The 16,741-nt window shown below is 35.8% G+C and carries 16 protein-coding genes, 4 tRNA genes and 2 pseudogenes; 6 read left to right on the forward strand and 16 right to left on the reverse strand.

Going from position 1 to position 16,741, the window contains the following annotated elements:
- Positions 1 to 191: 191 nt before the first annotated feature.
- Both AADV52_RS05835 and AADV52_RS05840 read right to left on the reverse strand, forming a co-directional pair.
- Positions 192 to 1,013, reverse strand: a pseudogene (locus AADV52_RS05835) (helveticin J family class III bacteriocin); the annotation flags it as partial.
- Between the two features lie 18 nt (positions 1,014 to 1,031).
- On the reverse strand, positions 1,032 to 1,160 hold the full coding sequence (locus AADV52_RS05840) for a hypothetical protein (RefSeq protein ID WP_023061789.1): 129 nt from the start codon (positions 1,158 to 1,160) through the stop codon (positions 1,032 to 1,034).
- Between the two features lie 385 nt (positions 1,161 to 1,545).
- Between AADV52_RS05840 and AADV52_RS05845 the strand changes: the two genes are divergently transcribed.
- Positions 1,546 to 2,403: a helix-turn-helix domain-containing protein gene (locus tag AADV52_RS05845; RefSeq protein ID WP_202452176.1), complete on the forward strand. Its 858-nt coding sequence runs from the start codon at positions 1,546 to 1,548 to the stop codon at positions 2,401 to 2,403.
- Positions 2,404 to 2,467: 64 nt separating this feature from the next.
- Here the strand turns inward: AADV52_RS05845 and AADV52_RS05850 are convergent, their stop codons facing one another.
- Both AADV52_RS05850 and AADV52_RS05855 read right to left on the reverse strand, forming a co-directional pair.
- The gene (locus tag AADV52_RS05850) at positions 2,468 to 3,001 is read right to left on the reverse strand and encodes a GNAT family N-acetyltransferase (protein WP_227028486.1); all 534 of its coding nucleotides are present in this window, start codon (positions 2,999 to 3,001) and stop codon (positions 2,468 to 2,470) included.
- Positions 3,002 to 3,405: 404 nt separating this feature from the next.
- On the reverse strand, positions 3,406 to 5,178 hold the full coding sequence (locus AADV52_RS05855) for an oleate hydratase (RefSeq protein WP_014919240.1): 1,773 nt from the start codon (positions 5,176 to 5,178) through the stop codon (positions 3,406 to 3,408).
- A gap of 109 nt (positions 5,179 to 5,287) precedes the next feature.
- Here AADV52_RS05855 and AADV52_RS05860 point away from each other — a divergent pair, with 109 nt between their 5' ends.
- Positions 5,288 to 5,800, forward strand: coding sequence for a TetR/AcrR family transcriptional regulator (locus AADV52_RS05860; protein ID WP_014919241.1), 513 nt, complete (start codon positions 5,288 to 5,290; stop codon positions 5,798 to 5,800).
- A gap of 7 nt (positions 5,801 to 5,807) precedes the next feature.
- Here the strand turns inward: AADV52_RS05860 and AADV52_RS05865 are convergent, their stop codons facing one another.
- The 6 genes from AADV52_RS05865 to AADV52_RS05890 all read right to left on the reverse strand — a co-directional run bounded on the left by AADV52_RS05865 (position 5,808) and on the right by AADV52_RS05890 (position 8,270).
- Positions 5,808 to 7,274, reverse strand: coding sequence for an MFS transporter (locus AADV52_RS05865; RefSeq protein WP_014919242.1), 1,467 nt, complete (start codon positions 7,272 to 7,274; stop codon positions 5,808 to 5,810).
- A 61-nt stretch (positions 7,275 to 7,335) separates the two neighbouring features.
- Positions 7,336 to 7,408: transfer RNA gene (locus AADV52_RS05870), tRNA-Val, on the reverse strand.
- A gap of 4 nt (positions 7,409 to 7,412) precedes the next feature.
- Positions 7,413 to 7,488 (reverse strand) — tRNA-His (locus AADV52_RS05875).
- A 6-nt stretch (positions 7,489 to 7,494) separates the two neighbouring features.
- Positions 7,495 to 7,568: transfer RNA gene (locus tag AADV52_RS05880), tRNA-Asp, on the reverse strand.
- 6 nt (positions 7,569 to 7,574) lie between these two features.
- Positions 7,575 to 7,661: transfer RNA gene (locus AADV52_RS05885), tRNA-Ser, on the reverse strand.
- 108 nt (positions 7,662 to 7,769) lie between these two features.
- Positions 7,770 to 8,270, reverse strand: a complete 501-nt coding sequence (locus AADV52_RS05890; protein WP_003633097.1) for a GNAT family N-acetyltransferase — start codon at positions 8,268 to 8,270, stop codon at positions 7,770 to 7,772.
- A 399-nt stretch (positions 8,271 to 8,669) separates the two neighbouring features.
- On the opposite strand from AADV52_RS05890, the gene AADV52_RS05895 reads away from it, so the two are divergent.
- Complete coding sequence (locus AADV52_RS05895) at positions 8,670 to 8,738, forward strand: hypothetical protein (protein WP_349884197.1); 69 nt, start codon at positions 8,670 to 8,672, stop codon at positions 8,736 to 8,738.
- An 873-nt stretch (positions 8,739 to 9,611) separates the two neighbouring features.
- On the opposite strand, the gene AADV52_RS05900 is transcribed toward AADV52_RS05895, so the two are convergent.
- On the reverse strand, positions 9,612 to 10,040 hold the full coding sequence (locus AADV52_RS05900; RefSeq protein ID WP_014919243.1) for a HEPN domain-containing protein: 429 nt from the start codon (positions 10,038 to 10,040) through the stop codon (positions 9,612 to 9,614).
- A gap of 214 nt (positions 10,041 to 10,254) precedes the next feature.
- Between AADV52_RS05900 and AADV52_RS05905 the strand changes: the two genes are divergently transcribed.
- Positions 10,255 to 10,452, forward strand: a complete 198-nt coding sequence (locus AADV52_RS05905) for a cold-shock protein (protein ID WP_014919244.1) — start codon at positions 10,255 to 10,257, stop codon at positions 10,450 to 10,452.
- 94 nt (positions 10,453 to 10,546) lie between these two features.
- Here AADV52_RS05905 and AADV52_RS05910 read toward each other — a convergent pair.
- From AADV52_RS05910 to rlmD, 3 genes and pseudogenes are all read right to left on the reverse strand, one after another.
- Positions 10,547 to 10,882 (reverse strand): annotated as a pseudogene (locus AADV52_RS05910) (transposase); the annotation flags it as partial.
- 58 nt (positions 10,883 to 10,940) lie between these two features.
- Positions 10,941 to 11,249: a hypothetical protein gene (locus AADV52_RS05915; protein WP_014919245.1), complete on the reverse strand. Its 309-nt coding sequence runs from the start codon at positions 11,247 to 11,249 to the stop codon at positions 10,941 to 10,943.
- Between the two features lie 400 nt (positions 11,250 to 11,649).
- Entirely contained in the window at positions 11,650 to 13,002 is a 1,353-nt protein-coding gene (gene rlmD, locus AADV52_RS05920; protein WP_126096194.1) for a 23S rRNA (uracil(1939)-C(5))-methyltransferase RlmD, read from the reverse strand.
- A 362-nt stretch (positions 13,003 to 13,364) separates the two neighbouring features.
- On the opposite strand from rlmD, the gene nhaC reads away from it, so the two are divergent.
- On the forward strand, positions 13,365 to 14,741 hold the full coding sequence (gene nhaC / locus AADV52_RS05925) for a Na+/H+ antiporter NhaC (protein ID WP_014919247.1): 1,377 nt from the start codon (positions 13,365 to 13,367) through the stop codon (positions 14,739 to 14,741).
- Positions 14,742 to 14,777: 36 nt separating this feature from the next.
- Here the strand turns inward: nhaC and AADV52_RS05930 are convergent, their stop codons facing one another.
- Positions 14,778 to 15,059 carry a hypothetical protein gene (locus AADV52_RS05930; protein ID WP_014919248.1) on the reverse strand — a complete coding sequence of 94 codons (282 nt, stop codon included), beginning with the start codon at positions 15,057 to 15,059 and terminating at the stop codon, positions 14,778 to 14,780.
- Positions 15,060 to 15,299: 240 nt separating this feature from the next.
- Between AADV52_RS05930 and AADV52_RS05935 the strand changes: the two genes are divergently transcribed.
- A complete protein-coding gene (locus tag AADV52_RS05935; protein WP_014919249.1) occupies positions 15,300 to 16,004 on the forward strand; it encodes a Bax inhibitor-1/YccA family protein in 705 nt (234 codons plus the stop codon).
- A gap of 44 nt (positions 16,005 to 16,048) precedes the next feature.
- Here AADV52_RS05935 and AADV52_RS05940 read toward each other — a convergent pair whose 3' ends face one another.
- Positions 16,049 to 16,741 carry a TMEM175 family protein gene (locus AADV52_RS05940; protein WP_014919250.1) on the reverse strand — a complete coding sequence of 231 codons (693 nt, stop codon included), beginning with the start codon at positions 16,739 to 16,741 and terminating at the stop codon, positions 16,049 to 16,051.

The raw sequence follows: 16,741 nt of genomic DNA on the forward strand, positions 1-16,741 counted from the left end.
AAGTACTCATAGGCTTATTTATGTTACATATAATTATTAATAAATTTAGTTTTCTAACTTAATTAGCTTCATTCGTACCAATAATTCTAATAAAATAATCTATTAAATTATTGATATTACTTGACTTAAGGTAGAAAAAGTTTCTAGTCAGTTTCTAGCTAACTAGAAACTTATGATGTAGTAATTAAAAATTACCAACTAATCTTATAAATTCTATTCATAACTGTCAAATTAGTTGAAGTATCCATATCATGATAAGCTACAGTTAACCAAACATTATTATTATCAATCACTTGAACACTCTCAAACTCAGTTTGATAGTTTCCACTAAAACTATTAATTGTAGAATTGGAATCTAACCGAACAAAATCCCATTCACTTGGATTTTGGCTTCCCCATGGAATTTTTACAATTTTTCTTGAAATATCTTCATAACCTGGACTATGTTGACTGGATACATAAATATAGTTTGCTCCATTATCAATATCATACCCCTGAATAGAACCAATATTATCTACAAAGCTTGGAATAATAAATGCTTTTACACTAGTAAGTGTCTGGATATTTACATCATTAACTCCTGCATTATCAAGTGCAGTATTAATATCATCTAAATAATAAATTGAAAAGTATCCAGTATTGTATCTATCAATAGTTGCAATCATGAAGTATTGATAGTCTGGAGAAACAGCAGCTTCAACACGTTTCAAGTCAGCACCAGCATAATTGATGCCTTGTTGAGAACCAGCTCTATTTAAATATGACAAACGCGGTAATTGAGTATTACTCGTATAACGACTGGTAGAAGAAGAAATATGTACTCTAGCAATTTGGGTAGTCCACTTATTCTTTGGTTTAGTACCTACAAACCATTCGTTGGTTCTATTAGCATATTCCCAAGTTTGAGTGTGACCACCAGCAGTTGCACCATTTTGACCATCCATGATCAAAATAGGGTTATTCTTGTTGAAAGGAACATATGATTCCTTATTAGCACGAAATACATAAATATCTTGTTGACTATTCCATAATTACTCAGCATAAATATAACGACTTGCAACGTTACCCTTTTGGACAACTACACGACGTAAAACATTATGATCAGGACTATTTAAAGTATAATAGTTTGGATCAACATAAGCATCATAAATATCTGACATAAGAAATACCTCCTCGATTAAGAAAGCTCTAATGCTCTAAGATACTTTCTTAAAGTATCTAAAATTATACATGCTCTAAAAATCGTTTTGCTTTAAATTCCTAATAATAGAATTTTATTTTATATTTGATATTGATTGTAATAATGCAATCAATATTTTTGTCCCACCAGTCATTAAAGTTCCATTCCAAATAAATTTAATTAAGATTCGCATATATTTATTAAACATACGGTTATTCACTTTCTATAAAAATATATATTTTTATTATTTTACAGTAATGTAATCTATTTAATTGCAAAATTACTATTTATAGGAATTTAGAGAATATATTTAACAAAAAAGTTTTATGATTTGATATTTAGAATAACTAGAAAGTGCAATAGTCATGATAAAAAATATCTACGGTGCAAAATTTCGAGAATTAAGAAAACAACAAAATATTACACTAACAAAAGCAGCTAAAGGTATTACATCAAAATCGACTCTATCTCTATGGGAAAATGGAAAGGATAATCTTTCTTTTAACCAAGTACTCGAATTACTCAAACATATTCATACTCAACCCATTGAATTTATTGAAAATATCATTTCTTCAGACTTATTATCTTTATCCGAGAAGATTCACTTAGCATACGTAGCTAGTGATACTGTTACTCTACATAGATATGTAATCAAAAAAAGAGAATTATCAAAAAAACATCCCCAAAATAATGATATATTTTTGGAATACTGTTTTACCTGTATGTTTTATCAAGATTTGAGTTCTGACAATATATTTACTAAATATGACAAAATAAGACTAACCAATATTCTAACTAACATCTCAGAATGGAATTATAAAAATATTTTTTATTTTGGTAATACATTGGAATTATTAGATCCAGAAAATATTAATCGGCTATGTAGTTCTTTGATTACCTATTCAATTAATGAAAAACTTTATCATCAACGCTGGTATGATGAAGTTTTAGCTGCCATTTTAAACTCAATTTCAATTTTAGTCAGAAGAAATTATCTATTAGCTGAAAAACTACTAGATAGATTTGACCAAATGAAGGTTTCAGACGGATATGCTTGCGAAAAAATGCACGCTCAACTATATCGTGCATTTATAACATATATTAAAACTAAAGATAATAGAAGAATTTACGAGATAATCAACGCATGTAAGGCATTAAATCTCAAAGAACTTGAAGATGGCTTCATCACTGGCTTCAAGCAAATTAAACAAATTTACGGATAATTTTACTCTAATAACTAAAAAAGAAGTTCCAGAACTTGGAACTTCTTTTCACTTATTTCATATTCTATTTTTCAACTTTTGCCTGATAAAAACCAAAGCTCATCTGCCGCAAGGTATCAATGAAGCTTTCCTTATCCAGCTTCTTCCCTGTCGTCAGCGCTTCAAATTCTCCATCAGGATCTTTCAATTTTTGATCCGTTCTATGGAAGCCATTGCGCTTATAGAACTTAAGTCGGCTAACTCGCTGCTTGTAATTCTTAGCCTTCGAAGTAACTGGCTCAATATCAATCACAATTTGCTTATCTAGGAAACGATCTTCAAGCATGGTCAAAATCTTAGAACCATAGCCTTGACCGCGCAATTCTTCATTGATTGCCAAGTAGGTCAAGTAGACCGTTTTATCGTTTTCGGCATAATAAGTAATGCCACAGAACTGATCCTCATTGTAAATTGCGTGAAACTTAACATTACGGTGTAGTGACATTGCTAAAAGAGAAAACATTGAGAATCTTTCCCATGCAGGAAAGGCCTTCATGTATAAATCTTTTGCGTCACGGTATGCTTTTGTGCCCCATCGGGCGGGTTTCGAGTCTAAAATAATATCCTTCTTTTCTAATTAAAATCACTATTAAAACTCAATACCATAATAATAACAGAAAAACTGCCGCGTGGCGCGACAGTTGCTCTGTTTTTCACAATATTTTGCTTACAGTTGCCAGTTCGATTTTGGCTAGCTTTGTATCTCATATGCTTAACAAAGCTTACGATAATTGGCTAAAACGTCGTACCCACAGTCACCGAAAATCGGCTATATCTAAACGGCAACACAGACGCCATTAGCCTGTTGAGTCCTTGGACTTAACTTTAAAATAAAAACGTCACCCATTTCCAGTCTGGGTGACGTTTTTTCATATGCTCATTTAGTTCGGTGAATACGTTATGTATATACCTTGCTTACGCTATTTATTATAACATGATACATACCATTAACAAACTCATTACTTAAATCAACTTATACTCCTTCATCAATTCTTCAATATAAGTGCCCTTAACCTTCTTGAGCATCCCCTTAATTGCCAACTTCTCACCCATTGGCAAATCAAGGTCCTCAAGCTTCTTTTGATCGTTCAAGTAGTACAGTGCATTCATCAACATTCTGACATCAAAGGCAGAAGCAAATACTTCTGGTACGCCACGATCAATATCAAGCAATGTGTAGACAGCCTCCATCGCAGTTCTAACTGAATATTCAGTAGTAAAGACGGTGTCTCTTGGAGTTTCCGCAAAGTTACCGATGAAGGCTAAGTTCTTTGAATGATCTGGAACTACCTTTGGTCTGTCGCCTAATGCTCTTGGCATAAAGTATGAAGTGATATATGGCATGTGTGCTGGAATAGTAGTTGCAGCTGCAGCCATTTCAGGGATTCTTTCTTCAGGAACGCCCATGTGGTAAAGCCATTCTTCACACAATTCGATACCGTTACAGTCAGGCATAGTCTTTTCAACATAATTACCCTTAGTATCTGAGAACAAACCATAAAGCCAAACAATCAATTCATTAGGCTTTTGTGCCTTAAAGTGTGGTTGACGACTAATTGAGTAACCTAATAACCAGTTAGAATCTTTAATCGTAGTTGGACCACTAGTAACAATTGAGCCGCTGTGTGGATCCTTCTTATTAACAGCTTCAATAAATGGCACAATATCGTCATTCTTAAAGGTAATCGTAGCTGACATTCTCCAGTTAGCCTTCGGAATATCTTTGCAGAAGACATCTGGATGACCAAAGTCGGAATCTTGGGCTGCCAAGTTCTTCCATAATTGCCAGCTAGCGCCTAATTCATGCTCTTCTGAAGCTGGGTGGAAGTTATCACCATAAGTGGTGCTTTCAGTGATAGAACCGTTAGTAACAAAGACGAGGTCATTTTCGGTCAAATCGATTGTCTTTCTCTCACCTTTTTCAGTTAAGATAATTTGTTTAGCAACCTTTTCACCATTTGAACGGTTAACAAAGATATTATCTACCACCGTATCATAGTGGAATTGTACGCCATGGCTCTTTAAATATTTAACCATTGGCAGAATTAATGATTCATATTGGTTATACTTAGTAAAGCGAAGTGATGATAAGTTCTTCAATGTAGCAACGTGTTGAACGAAACGCATTAAGTAACGACGCATTTCCATTGCACTTGCCCATGGTTCAAAGGCAAACATAGTTGACCAGTAAAGCCAGAAGTTGGATTGGAAGAATTCCTTGGTAAAGACTTCGTTAATCTTCTTGTTTTGCAAATCTTTTTCAGGGGTTAAGCAAAGATCAACGATTTCCTTTACTGCCTTAGGTGTTAACAAAAGTTGACCATCAGTTGGAAGAGCCTCACCGCGATTGATGATGACACGAGTTTTAGCGTAACTTGGGTCTTTTCTATTCAAACGATAGAATTCATCCAAAATTGATTCGCCTTCATGTTCAGTTGAAGGAATTGATCTGAACAAGTCCCATAAACATTCAAAGTGTGGTTCCATTTCACGACCACCACGGATGATATAACTTTCTTTTTCTTTGCTATAAATACCATCCATTGAACCGCCAGGGAGTGACAATTCTTCAAAGATATGAATTCTATTGCCCTTCATTTGACCATCACGGATCAAAAATACAGCGCTGGCAAGAGCAGCTAAGCCTGATCCAACAATATATGCAGATTTTTGATCAACGTCTTTTGGCTTTTCAGCCTTTACAAATGCTTCATAATTACCATTGCTATAATGCATAATTTACACTTCTTTCAAATAATCGTTACACCTGTAACTATTTACAGCTATAATAATAGTGTAAGCGATATCATTTGTCAAATTAAAACTAATCAAAGGATGATTTTTTATGAATATGAAAAGCCTGCACACGCAGCAACATATAGAAAAAGCTTTATTTTCTTTATTACAAAAAAAGCCTTACGCAGAAATTTCCATTGCAGAAATTACGCGTAAAGCTCATGTTTCTCGAACTTCTTTTTATCGTAACTACAGCCAAAAAAATGATGTATTAATGCTATTTTTGGCTAATCAATATAAAAAATTCATTGTCGATATCAATGAACACAAATTGAAAACATTGACCAAGCAGTTAGTAGCTTACCTAACTTTTTTCAAAGGAAATCCCAAGGTCATGAAAATCTTATTAGACGCTGGCTTTGAAGGGAGTCTATTAAACTTTCAAACTCGCTACTTAAAAAAGCTGCTTAGTGTCTACCACCCTGACTTAAATTTGCCAGATTATGCAATTGCCTACCAATCCGGCGGAATTTACATGCTTTTAATCTGGTGGGTGAAGCAAGATTATGCTACTCCACTAGAAGATTTAATTAATTATGCGGAAAAACACATTATGCTTTAATGTCTTATTATTGTAGTTTCTTACGCTTTTTACCAAAGTTAAAGTAGAAATTCAACACAAAAGCGATGATTAACAAAATTAACGATACCAACATAATCTCTTTAATCCCCGCATGGAAAATTGTTCTCATTGTTGGTACCAATCCCTGAGGCAATAATTTGGCACTTTTTGCATCACTTAACTTGTTCATCATTGCCATCGTAATGCCCTTATGTGTATGGACGCCGCTTGCCAAGTTCAAATTCATAATTACGCCGTACACAGCTGCCATGACGGTTTGAGCCAAAATTCTAATCAAATATGAAGTTGAAGTAGCCGTAGCCATATTTTTCAATCCAGCATCAAGTTGAACCTTCAATTGCATAGCAACGAAGATAAAGCCAACACCGATTCCTGAAAATGCACCGATAAAGGTCAGCATCTGTACCGGTGTATGGATATCTGCTAAAAATAAACCAGCTGATGAAATCATCATTGCAATGATTCCGATTAAGGCTAATTTAAATGTACTCATGTGCTCTTGAATAGCCGCTACACTTTGAGAGGCTATGATTTCTACGATTGAATTAGGAATCAAAGTCATCCCACCTAAAAGTGCAGATAAACCAAGCAATGCTTGAGCCCACATTGGCATGTAGGTGTTAACTGCAATAAATGCACCCCAAGTAAAGGCAAATAAAAGAAAGTCACCATCTAAATCTTTATTTTTAAACAAAGATACTGGGATGATTGGATTAGCTGCATGATTCTCTCGAATAAAGAAGAGAACAATAAATACTAGACTGATGATAATCAAACTAATCACAATCCAATTAGCAGTTAAGCCAACTAATTGAACACCCATCAAGAATAAAAGCAAGCCAATAACTAACAAACCAGCACCAGGAATATCGAAGACTGGTGTTTTTTCTGGTGTAACAGGCTTGTAGTAGATAAAGCAAATGATTAATGCTATCAAACCAATTGGAATATTAATATAGAAGACCCAGTGCCAAGAAAAGGCATCGATCAGCCAACCACCAACTAATGGTCCTAAAATTGCAGCACCATTCCAGCTAGCAGTCAAGTAGCCAAGGACCTTGGTTCTAGTTTTAATATTTTTAAAAACGTAACCGGCAATAATGTAAGGAAGAGATCCCATGCCACCTGCGCCGATCCCCATAATGAATCTAGAACACAAGAAAAAGATGATATTTGGTGCCATTCCCTGCAAAGCAGCTCCAAGCACAAATAATACTAGAGAAATTTCAAAGGCCTTTTTATTAGTGATTTTCTCACCAATCTTAGTCCAAATTGGGATCGAAATCGACATCCCTAATAAGAAAATCGCCACAATCCAGCCCATAAACTGAATCCCATGCAAAGCTGCCACAATTGTCGGAATTGCAGTATTAATAATTGTTCCATCAAGTCCTGACATTACATTCCCAAGCATCAGGGCAATCGTAACCATTGTAATTTGTTTTTTATTCATTCAACTTTCCCTTTAAAAAACAAAAACTCCTATTATCAGCGATAATAAGAGTAAAAAAATATGGAGGATACAGGGCTCGAACCTGTGACCTCCTGCTTGTAAGGCAGATGCTCTCCCAGCTGAGCTAATCCTCCATTATGGGGCGGAATGTGGGATTCGAACCCACGCATGCTGGATCCACAAACCAGTGTGTTAACCCCTTCACCAATTCCGCCATAAACGGTCCATGTGGGATTTGAACCCACGATCTCCTCCGTGACAGGGAGGCGAGATAAACCACTGCTCCAATGGACCAATCAGAGGAGGATGTGGGATTTGAACCCACGCGCGGCAGAACCGCCTAACGGTTTTCAAAACCGTCCCCTTAAGCCACTTGGGTAATCCTCCATAGCCGAACAGATACTATTATACTAAAGTGAGATAAAAGCGCAAGTCTTTTTTGCAAAAAAATGCAGTTATGTCCAATTTAGAACATAACTGCATCTCAAATAATTTTTAATCATGCAAATTCTTTTGATATAGCAAGTACTTGTATTCTTTTCCAGCAATTTCCACAAACTTTTCGGTAGCATTATTAACCCAGCCAAAATGTTCAAAAAATTGTCGTGCATTTTCATCTCCATCAATGCACCACAGATAGATCTTACCGTAACCCATCTTTTTCAATTCATTTTCGGCAGCATTAAGCAAAGTTTTTCCGATATTAAAGCCTTGGAAATCTGGTTCAACATATAAAGCCATTAATTCGCCGCACCCTAGCATGCGAGTATCACGCGGGCGACCATAGCTCACCGCAGCACGAATTTTATTGTCATCATCAATAAAAATTAAATTGTGACGGCCACTTTCATTCAACCGTTTAACCCATGCATTTTCAGGAATATTATCTAAAAATACATCTGGCAATATATCTTTATATGTATTTTGCCAACATTTTTGAAAAAGTCGACTTGTTTCTTTTGCTTCATCTTCAGAAATTAGTGGTTTAATAATCATTTTCTACTTCTTTGTAAGAACAGTTACAGCTTCAACATGCAGTGACTGGTGTCTGGCAATTGCACATTAGGTACAAATTGCGCCCTGTCGCAATAGGGAATGTCTACGAAATAGTAGCACATATATCTACACGACTCAAAAATGCTAATAGATCTAGATTGTGTAGATGATTAGCTGATCAAAATTATATAGCCATCTGTGGTAACAGAAGATCCACAATGGTTAGTAGACAAACGTTTGCGGAAACCTGAACTATAAATATCAAAGCCATCATCCAATTATGACATAATCACCTTTGCGAGAAATTTTATGGGCGGTGTCTGTTTCCTCGAGATGAGGTGGTTCCAATGAGCTATTCTTCAGAAAAGATTACGGCCCGTGAGCGTCTACCAAGCACTCATGCTAGCGTTAGCATTTGAGACTTTCATCGTTGCATTACTAACCTTTATTTTCACATTCTGTGCATAATAAAAGATCGTCACATAACTTTGGCCAGTTGCGGACAATCTTTTATTAAATAAAAAGTAACTAAACCATCGCCTTTAAAGCGGCTCGCTTTTTTGTCTACATTCATATTTTACCATCAGTGATTACTAGTGGCAAATTACAGATCCTTAAACTGCACATTTCCATTTGGAAATAATGCATTAAGTACTGTTGACTCATGAGCTGATGTTATTTCAAAAATAAAACTATGCAGGTTTCTTTTAGTAATTTGACCGTTAAATTGTCGGAACTCCAGAATAAAGCCCTTGTAATTTGATAAATAATTGTTGCTCTTCATCAAAAGGTCGTACCTTGCTTTGGTTACTTCTTTATCCTCAGCATTAATAAAACTTTGTAATGCCCTAGCTACAGTAACCCCTTGCTGTATATCGTTTTCCTCTAATATTTATAACTTATTTTTAAAGCTTAAAATATATTTCACTCTATCTTGGAGTTCGTTGAGTGTTATATCTTTTATTTAGTTGTATAGTTTTCATCACTTATACCTCCCCATCACAATGTCCTTAACTTCCTGCAAGTAATCGTCATGGTAATTATGGCGGCGTTCTTCGAAAGGTTTAGCTGATCAGCGACGGCCAATGGTGCAACTTGACCACCAACCATCAAGGCTAAAATCACGACAGTCATTATTATCACTTTAATGTGTTTTTGCATAGTGCGTCACCTCATCGAATGAATACTAATCTCTATTGTTATTTTACACCTCTTTATATCACGAAAAATCACCATCTTTTAACGCTACATGGAGTTCACGTTCAAAAATGGTGAAGTAATTAGAGTTAATATGTGAAATTTATGGTGTACGGCACTCAGCTATTTTGGCTGGGTGCTATTTTAAACATTCTGATCTTTATTAAGTATCTTTGGTTTATCAATGGTTATCCCTAATTTTTGTAAAATAAAGATTCTAACCATAAAGTCGAATATTTTTGTCATCTGCACTAACTTATAAGGATTAGATACCACCATATTTTCTCTATCTCCGTGTGTTAGGAATACCCTTGTGCTTACAAGCTTTCCAATCCAATCATCTGTATTTCCAACGTGTTCAGATAATAGTTCTCTATAGGATTCAGGCAATTCCTCAATAAATTTGTTTATTTTATCCCTCAAAGTAAGACGTTCATTCCTAAAATACGATTCAATGCCTTGTGTATAATTGACAAGATCATTTTCAATTACCGACCTGTAGTTAACCGTTAACAAATAGTCATCCACCAGTAACTGTAACTCTTTTGAGGAACTTACCCAATTATTTATCACACTGAGCAACTCCGATTGGACATCATTATAGTCATATAAAAAACTGTGCGCTTGAATTATTTAGGGTTGCATACAGCGAATTAAAGTGTTAAGCTTAGTTAAATTGACATATACGGAAGTTATAAGTATCATTCATTTTTGCTATCTATTATTTTCTTAGATGTTAATTCAATTTGGTTACTTTGGTTTGATTCCTAGGAGGATATATATATATATGCAAGGTACTGTAAAATGGTTTAATGCTGATAAGGGCTTTGGGTTTATCACTGGTTCAGATGGTAAAGATGCATTCGTACACTTTTCATCAATTAAAACTGACGGTTTTAAGAGTCTTGAGGAAGGGCAAAAAGTTAGTTACGATGTTGAACAAGGCGATCGAGGACCTCAAGCGACTAATGTTGTTCCACAATAATTTGTCTAATATTATGAAGAACTGCTTTTGATGGAGCAGTTCTTTTTTATGGCTCTTCGTCAAGAAGTACTGATAGAAAAATTTGAATAACTTTTCAAACAGCTTGTGTCTGAGATTGGACATGAGCTGTTCTTTTATTCTTCCAGTTGATGGCAAAGTATGAGTTAGGAAGGGCAAGCAGGATTCGAGCCCGAAAATTAAAGAAGTTACGAAAGCCATAAGCAGTTCGTTTAATAACTTTGATCTTATTGTTAGTTCCTTCGACTGGACCATTCGTGTAGTCACCATATTTAAAGCTGGTGATAATCTCTTTATGATGCCTCCGGAGAGTCCGTTGAACTTTTTGAAGTGATTGGGGAAGCTGGGTCCATTTGATCGCGAGTAAATGATTGAGTTCATCCTTACTACGATGATTGATCGCGAGAATAATCCATGAAAGATGGTCCTTTCTTTAAACGAAGACGGGGGTTCGAGCCATCTTTCGTTTTTTATTTTAAATCAAAGAATTGAATCTTTTCAATGCTTAATCCCGGATGATTAAAAGAACTACCTACTCTGTATCCAATTCCGCGGATAATTTCTCCATATTCAGAAATCCCACAAATATCATATGGTGATGGACTATTAAATTGTTCAGTTTTATCACAAAAAGCAGGTGATATCTCGAATACAGAATCCTGACCAGCATTATATTTTAAAAAACCGTAAGAGCCGGAATTTTGATTGTCATTAAGAAACCAGTAGGCCTTTACCTCAAAATTCTGGAACATATTCTTATCACTTATTTTATTTTTCATGAAAGCACCTTCATTCGTAATCATCATGTTTATTCTATATGTATTTAAAAAGAATAATTTTTGTCATATACGTCGAGTATACAACTCTCCTGCGAATTTTCGATATTTTAACCGAATTGGCATAAATTCAATATTATTTTTGTTAACTCAATCCTTAGTACCAAACTGACCGATTCGTACATACCACAAACGCTACCATATCAAGGCTCACCTCTACTTCCACAACCCTAATCGACACGACCTGCCAAACTGGACCTTCGTCTACTCGACTATCGAAATAGGACATAGAACACTCGACCCGCCAGCTTCAAATAGAAAAAGTGTACTAATTCCAATAGTTCAGAAGGGAAAAAGTACACTTTCAATCATCTATAAATGCCGTCAGAGCGCGGTTTATGAGCTATTTTTCTGTACGTTCGAGGACCGTAACACTCTCCACATGTGGAGTCTGTGGGAACATATCAACAGGATCAATTCGATTAAATTCATAACTTTTTTCTTGGAACAATTGCAAATCACGCACCAATGTTGCTGGATTGCATGAAATATAAACAATCTTCTTAGGTCCTGTCTTAACAGCAGCGTTAATAAATTCAGGAGTTAATCCCTTTCTTGGCGGATCAACGAATACCACATCTGTCTTTAAGCCGCTCTTAGCCCAACGTGGCATAATTTCTTCTGCCTTACCTAAATAATACTTAGCATTAGTAATATCATTAAGCTTAGCATTATCTTTGGCATCCTTGATCGCATCCCGAACTACTTCAATTCCTCGCACAGCCTTAACATGCTTAGCAACGCTTAATCCAATAGTTCCGATACCTGAATAAGCATCAATTACTACATCATCTGGCTTCAAATCAGCCTGTTTGATTGCTAAATTATACAAACGTGGCGTTTGCAAAGAGTTAATTTGGAAGAAACTTTGAGGTGAAATTCTAAACTTCAAGTCTCCAATTTGGTCAGTAATTTGATCATTACCAAAGACCAAATAATCCTTTGGCCCTAAAATGACATTAGTCTTCTTAGGGTTATGATTTAGAATCAAGCCAGAAACACCTGGAATTTGACTAACTTCTGCAGCTACATTTGGTAATTGCATAAAATCTTTATGCAAGCAAACTAAAATTACCATCATCTCGCCAGTCGATTTACTACGGCGAACTTCAAGGTAACGCACCTCACCCTTATTATTGATCTCATCATAAGCAGGTACCTTGTATTTACGCAAGATATCTCTTACTGCTACTAACACGCGATCAATTTCAGGATCAGTGGTAAAGAAGTGGGTCAAAGGCATCAAATCATGTGAATGACGTCTAAAGAAGCCAATTTCTAGTTGACCATTTACTTCACGCACAGGAACTTGCGCCTTATTACGATAACCTACTTCTTCGGGACTAGCTAAAGTTTCCCCCACTTCAATATTTTCAAGATGGGCCTTCTTAAGGAGGTTAACCACTTGATTACGCTTAAAATCAAGCTGCTTATCATATTTAATATGAGCAAGAGAAGCCAAGCCTGATTGGACCCCATGATTTAACTTAACCTTTACTCGGTCAGGGCTTTCTTTTTTGATTTTTTCAATTTTAGCAAAAGCAAAGTTCTTCTTAACTTTTAAAATTTTGGCACTAACTACTTCTCCTGGAAGAGCATTAGTTACAAATACTGTCATTCCATTGTAATGGGCAACACCCATTGCCTCATATGAAAGATCAGTAATCTCTAAATCGATAATTTGATTTTTTTCCATAAACAACCAGCCTTTTTAATAAACCATTTAATCCTTTATTATAATACTTGATCCAAAGCTACTACAAGATTATTTATCCAAAGTATTGACATATTTTTTTAATCTTGCTATCATAATTTCCAACAATCAACGACAAAGTAGCTACTTCGTTAAGCGTTCAGAGATCTGGTGGTTAGTGCGAACCAGTCAGGCGAAGTTAGACGAATTACATCGTGATTCAATATTGTTCGGATAACTTTTCAGAACCGTTACCATCTGATAGAGATTCAAGCTCTTACGCTTGAAAGAGTGGGTGGTACCACGGCTATCGTCGTCCCGTTGACTATTTAAGTCAACGAGATTTTTTATTTGGAGGAAAACATATGAAAAAGGAAAAGGTCTCCTTTACGGAATCAATTATCATCCTCATAGCTTTATTAGCTATTCTAGGTATTTCAGTAATTAAATTCGGTCTTTCACCAGAAGTCCCTGTTTTATTCACGGTTCTTTTGCTCACCTTTTGGGCAAGATTTCGCGGCTTCACTTGGAAAGACGTGCAAGATGGTATTAAAGAGGGAATCGGCGTTGCAATCATTCCGATTTTTATCTTTATTTTAATTGGGGCCTTGATTGGTCTTTGGATTAAAGCCGGAATCATCCCTTCCATCATGGTTCTTGGTTTTCATTTAATCAGTGGCAGCTTCTTTGTTCCATCAGTCTTTATCGTCTGTGCCATTGTTGGTGTCGCTATTGGTAGTGGTTTTACTACTATTTCTACAGTTGGTATCGCCCTTTTTGGTATTGGTGCCAGCATGAACGCCAATCCAGCTTTGGTTGCCGGCGCAATCATCTCAGGTGCCGTTTTTGGCGATAAAATGTCTCCATTATCAGATTCAACTAATTTGTCATCTGCAGTTACCGAAAGTGAGTTATTTGACCATATCAAGAACATGATGTGGTCAACTATTCCATCATTTGTTGTTTCCTTGATTTTGTTCTGGATTCTTGGCAATAGTGGTCATATGGATCCAACTAAGATTGAACGTACTTCTCACGTTTTACAAATCAACTTCTCTATTTCTTGGTGGGCAGTTGTACCTATCGTCTTAATGCTCCTTTGCGCTTGGCGTAAAGTACCAGCTATCCCTACTCTTTTCGTCAACATTGCAGCAACTGTGATCATGATTTTCGTTCAAAATCCTCATGAATCAGTACAATCATTGAATAATTTAATTATGAATGGTTTCGTAGCTAAAACTAGCGATGCTTCTGTTAACGCTCTGCTTACTCGTGGTGGTATTTCCAGCATGATGGCGACAGTCGCCTTAATCATCTCTACTCTTTCATTAGGTGGGATGTTAATGAAATTTAACGTAGTTCAAAGTGCAATGGAACCACTTGTTAAGCATTTAAGAAAACCAGGTCGTTTAATTACCGTTACTATTCTTTCAGGTATCTGTATCAACTTGTTTGTTGGTGAACAATACTTATCAGTAATTTTGCCAGGTCGTGCATTTAAGCCTGCCTTTGATAAAATTAAGCTTTCACCACTTGCACTTAGCCGCGTGCTTGAAGATGGTGGTAGTGTTATCAACTACTTAATCCCATGGGGTGTTGCTGGTTCATTTGCCGCTGCTACCTTGGGCGTACCTGTACTTCAATTCTTGCCATTTGCATTCTTCAGTTTGCTTTCACCAGTATTCTCAATCATCAGTGGATTTACTGGTATCGGTTTGAAGTGGGCTAAGGATAAGAAATAAAGTTTAAGACAAAAAGAGTGCCCAAAGCACTCTTTTTTAGTTATTCATATCTTCCATCCTGATTTGGGCCTTCTTATGCTCTTGGCTTTCACGATATGGTTCATACCCAATATCCGTAATTACTATCTCTGCATCATTTTTTTCAAAAACAAGTGCCTGATCAAGCTCTGCATTAACCTGTTTACTTTTTTGTCTATTTTGATTAAATTTTAAATCGTCTAATTCACTATCAATAAACGTCTTCTGTGACCCTGTTAGTTGTCGATATTTGTCCCAAGCATTTTTGGTAAAACTTAAAGTTAAAGCTTGTTTTTCCACCTGCTCTGGTCGGCTGCTGCGTTCACCACGCACTTCATTATCTGAATATTTTTATCCATACAATCACTTCCTTAATCTAACTATACGGGAAATATTGTTTATAAAAAATTTCTTTGCCTCAAATAACTCATTTATAAGAAAACCTTAAAAACTAGTGCTACAAACAGCAATACTATACTTTTTTTCTAAATACGTTAAAATATATAAGACAACTAAATAAAAGAAAGAGTGACATATAATATGGATAACTTTTCAAATCCTGGACATCGTGAAGTTCATGACGTTTCAGAAGTAAACGGTTTTCTTTCAAAAATGTACGGTTACATGGGACTATCCGTTTTAGTTTCAGCACTTGCCGCATTTTTGACCATGACTGTCTTTAGATCAGCAGTGATGCAAATGCCACCTGCAATGATGTGGATTATTCTTTTTGTTCCAATCGGTTTATCATTGGGCATCAATTTCAAAGCTACTAGAAATCCAGTTGCAGGTTTTGTGATGTTAATGATCTTAGCTGTTATTTATGGCTTTGAATTTGCACTTTTAGCTGGCTTCTATACCCAAGCTCAAATCGGTACGGCATTTGTATCATCTGCCGCTGTATTCGGAGCAATGGCCGTTTTTGGTACATTTACTAAGAAGAACTTGAACAACATGGGTTCTTACCTAAGTGCTGCCTTGATTGGTTTGTTAGTTGCAATGGTTGTTAACATTTTCTTGCGCAATTCCGTTGCCAGCTTCGTCTTCTCAATCATCGGTGTAGTAATCTTCACTGGATTGACTGCTTACGATGCACAAAAGATGAAGGCAATTTACAACAACTACGGTAGCCAAGTTTCAACTAATGGTTTAGCCGTACTTGGTGCTTTGCAACTTTATTTAGACTTCGTGAACATCTTCTTGTTCTTGCTTCAAATTTTCGGCATGGGCGGAGATCGCGATTAATTTTAATAAAAAAATAGATGCAGAAAAAATCTGCATCTATTTTTTTATCTAAAGCCACGACTATTATTTGGCTTAAAAAATGAAATAAATGGAATAAGAATATATAAGACCATAGCCACCTTAGGCACAACTAGTGATAACAATATTAAAAATATTGTCAAAAGAAACACGAGAATAATTCTATGCACTGACGTTTTTACCATCATTATATTCATCACCTGTGAGCTACGCATTAGTGGCTTTGCTCCAAAGTATTGCACAAAAACCTTTAAAATCTGAGCAATGAAATACACTATCCCAAAATTTGTTACCGCAAAAGCAGAATCATGCATCATGATCCACTTGGTCATCACGGGCAAAAGAGATAAAGTAGCTAACAAACAAAAATCACAAATTGCAGTAATTTTGTCAGGCTTAAAGATGAAATAAGAAAAAGCTAAATGCAACTCATACCAAAAATCCGCAATAATAAAGAAAGCAATAATGAAAGTTACGATATTTCCTAAAAATTCTAAATATTGACTTGCCTTAAAAGCTGGCTGTATTTGCAAAACAATTATCGTAATAATAATCGCAATCACGGCATCATTGAAAGTTTCGAGGTGTTCTCGCAATCTCTCAGGTTCTTTTTGTTGTGCCTGATGTACTTTATCTCGCGCCTCTTTTAATTCTTCTTTCTGAACTGACGATAATCTTCGATAATGTCGACTATCGAATACTTTATGCAACTTAAACAT

This window comes from Lactobacillus helveticus (assembly GCF_046109915.1).
In the GTDB taxonomy this organism is placed as follows: Bacteria; Bacillota; Bacilli; order Lactobacillales; family Lactobacillaceae; genus Lactobacillus; species Lactobacillus helveticus.

Coding starts and splice junctions, on each gene's coding strand:
- AADV52_RS05840 (WP_023061789.1), bottom strand. CDS start 1,160: ATGTCAGATATTTATGATGCTTATGTTGATCCAAACTATTATACTTTA.
- AADV52_RS05845 (WP_202452176.1), top strand. CDS start 1,546: ATGATAAAAAATATCTACGGTGCAAAATTTCGAGAATTAAGAAAACAA.
- AADV52_RS05855 (WP_014919240.1), bottom strand. CDS start 5,178: ATGCATTATAGCAATGGTAATTATGAAGCATTTGTAAAGGCTGAAAAG.
- AADV52_RS05860 (WP_014919241.1), top strand. CDS start 5,288: ATGAATATGAAAAGCCTGCACACGCAGCAACATATAGAAAAAGCTTTA.
- AADV52_RS05865 (WP_014919242.1), bottom strand. CDS start 7,274: ATGAATAAAAAACAAATTACAATGGTTACGATTGCCCTGATGCTTGGG.
- AADV52_RS05890 (WP_003633097.1), bottom strand. CDS start 8,270: ATGATTATTAAACCACTAATTTCTGAAGATGAAGCAAAAGAAACAAGT.
- AADV52_RS05905 (WP_014919244.1), top strand. CDS start 10,255: ATGCAAGGTACTGTAAAATGGTTTAATGCTGATAAGGGCTTTGGGTTT.
- AADV52_RS05915 (WP_014919245.1), bottom strand. CDS start 11,249: ATGAAAAATAAAATAAGTGATAAGAATATGTTCCAGAATTTTGAGGTA.
- rlmD (WP_126096194.1), bottom strand. CDS start 13,002: ATGGAAAAAAATCAAATTATCGATTTAGAGATTACTGATCTTTCATAT.
- nhaC (WP_014919247.1), top strand. CDS start 13,365: ATGAAAAAGGAAAAGGTCTCCTTTACGGAATCAATTATCATCCTCATA.
- AADV52_RS05935 (WP_014919249.1), top strand. CDS start 15,300: ATGGATAACTTTTCAAATCCTGGACATCGTGAAGTTCATGACGTTTCA.
- AADV52_RS05940 (WP_014919250.1), bottom strand. CDS start 16,741: ATGTTTAAGTTGCATAAAGTATTCGATAGTCGACATTATCGAAGATTA.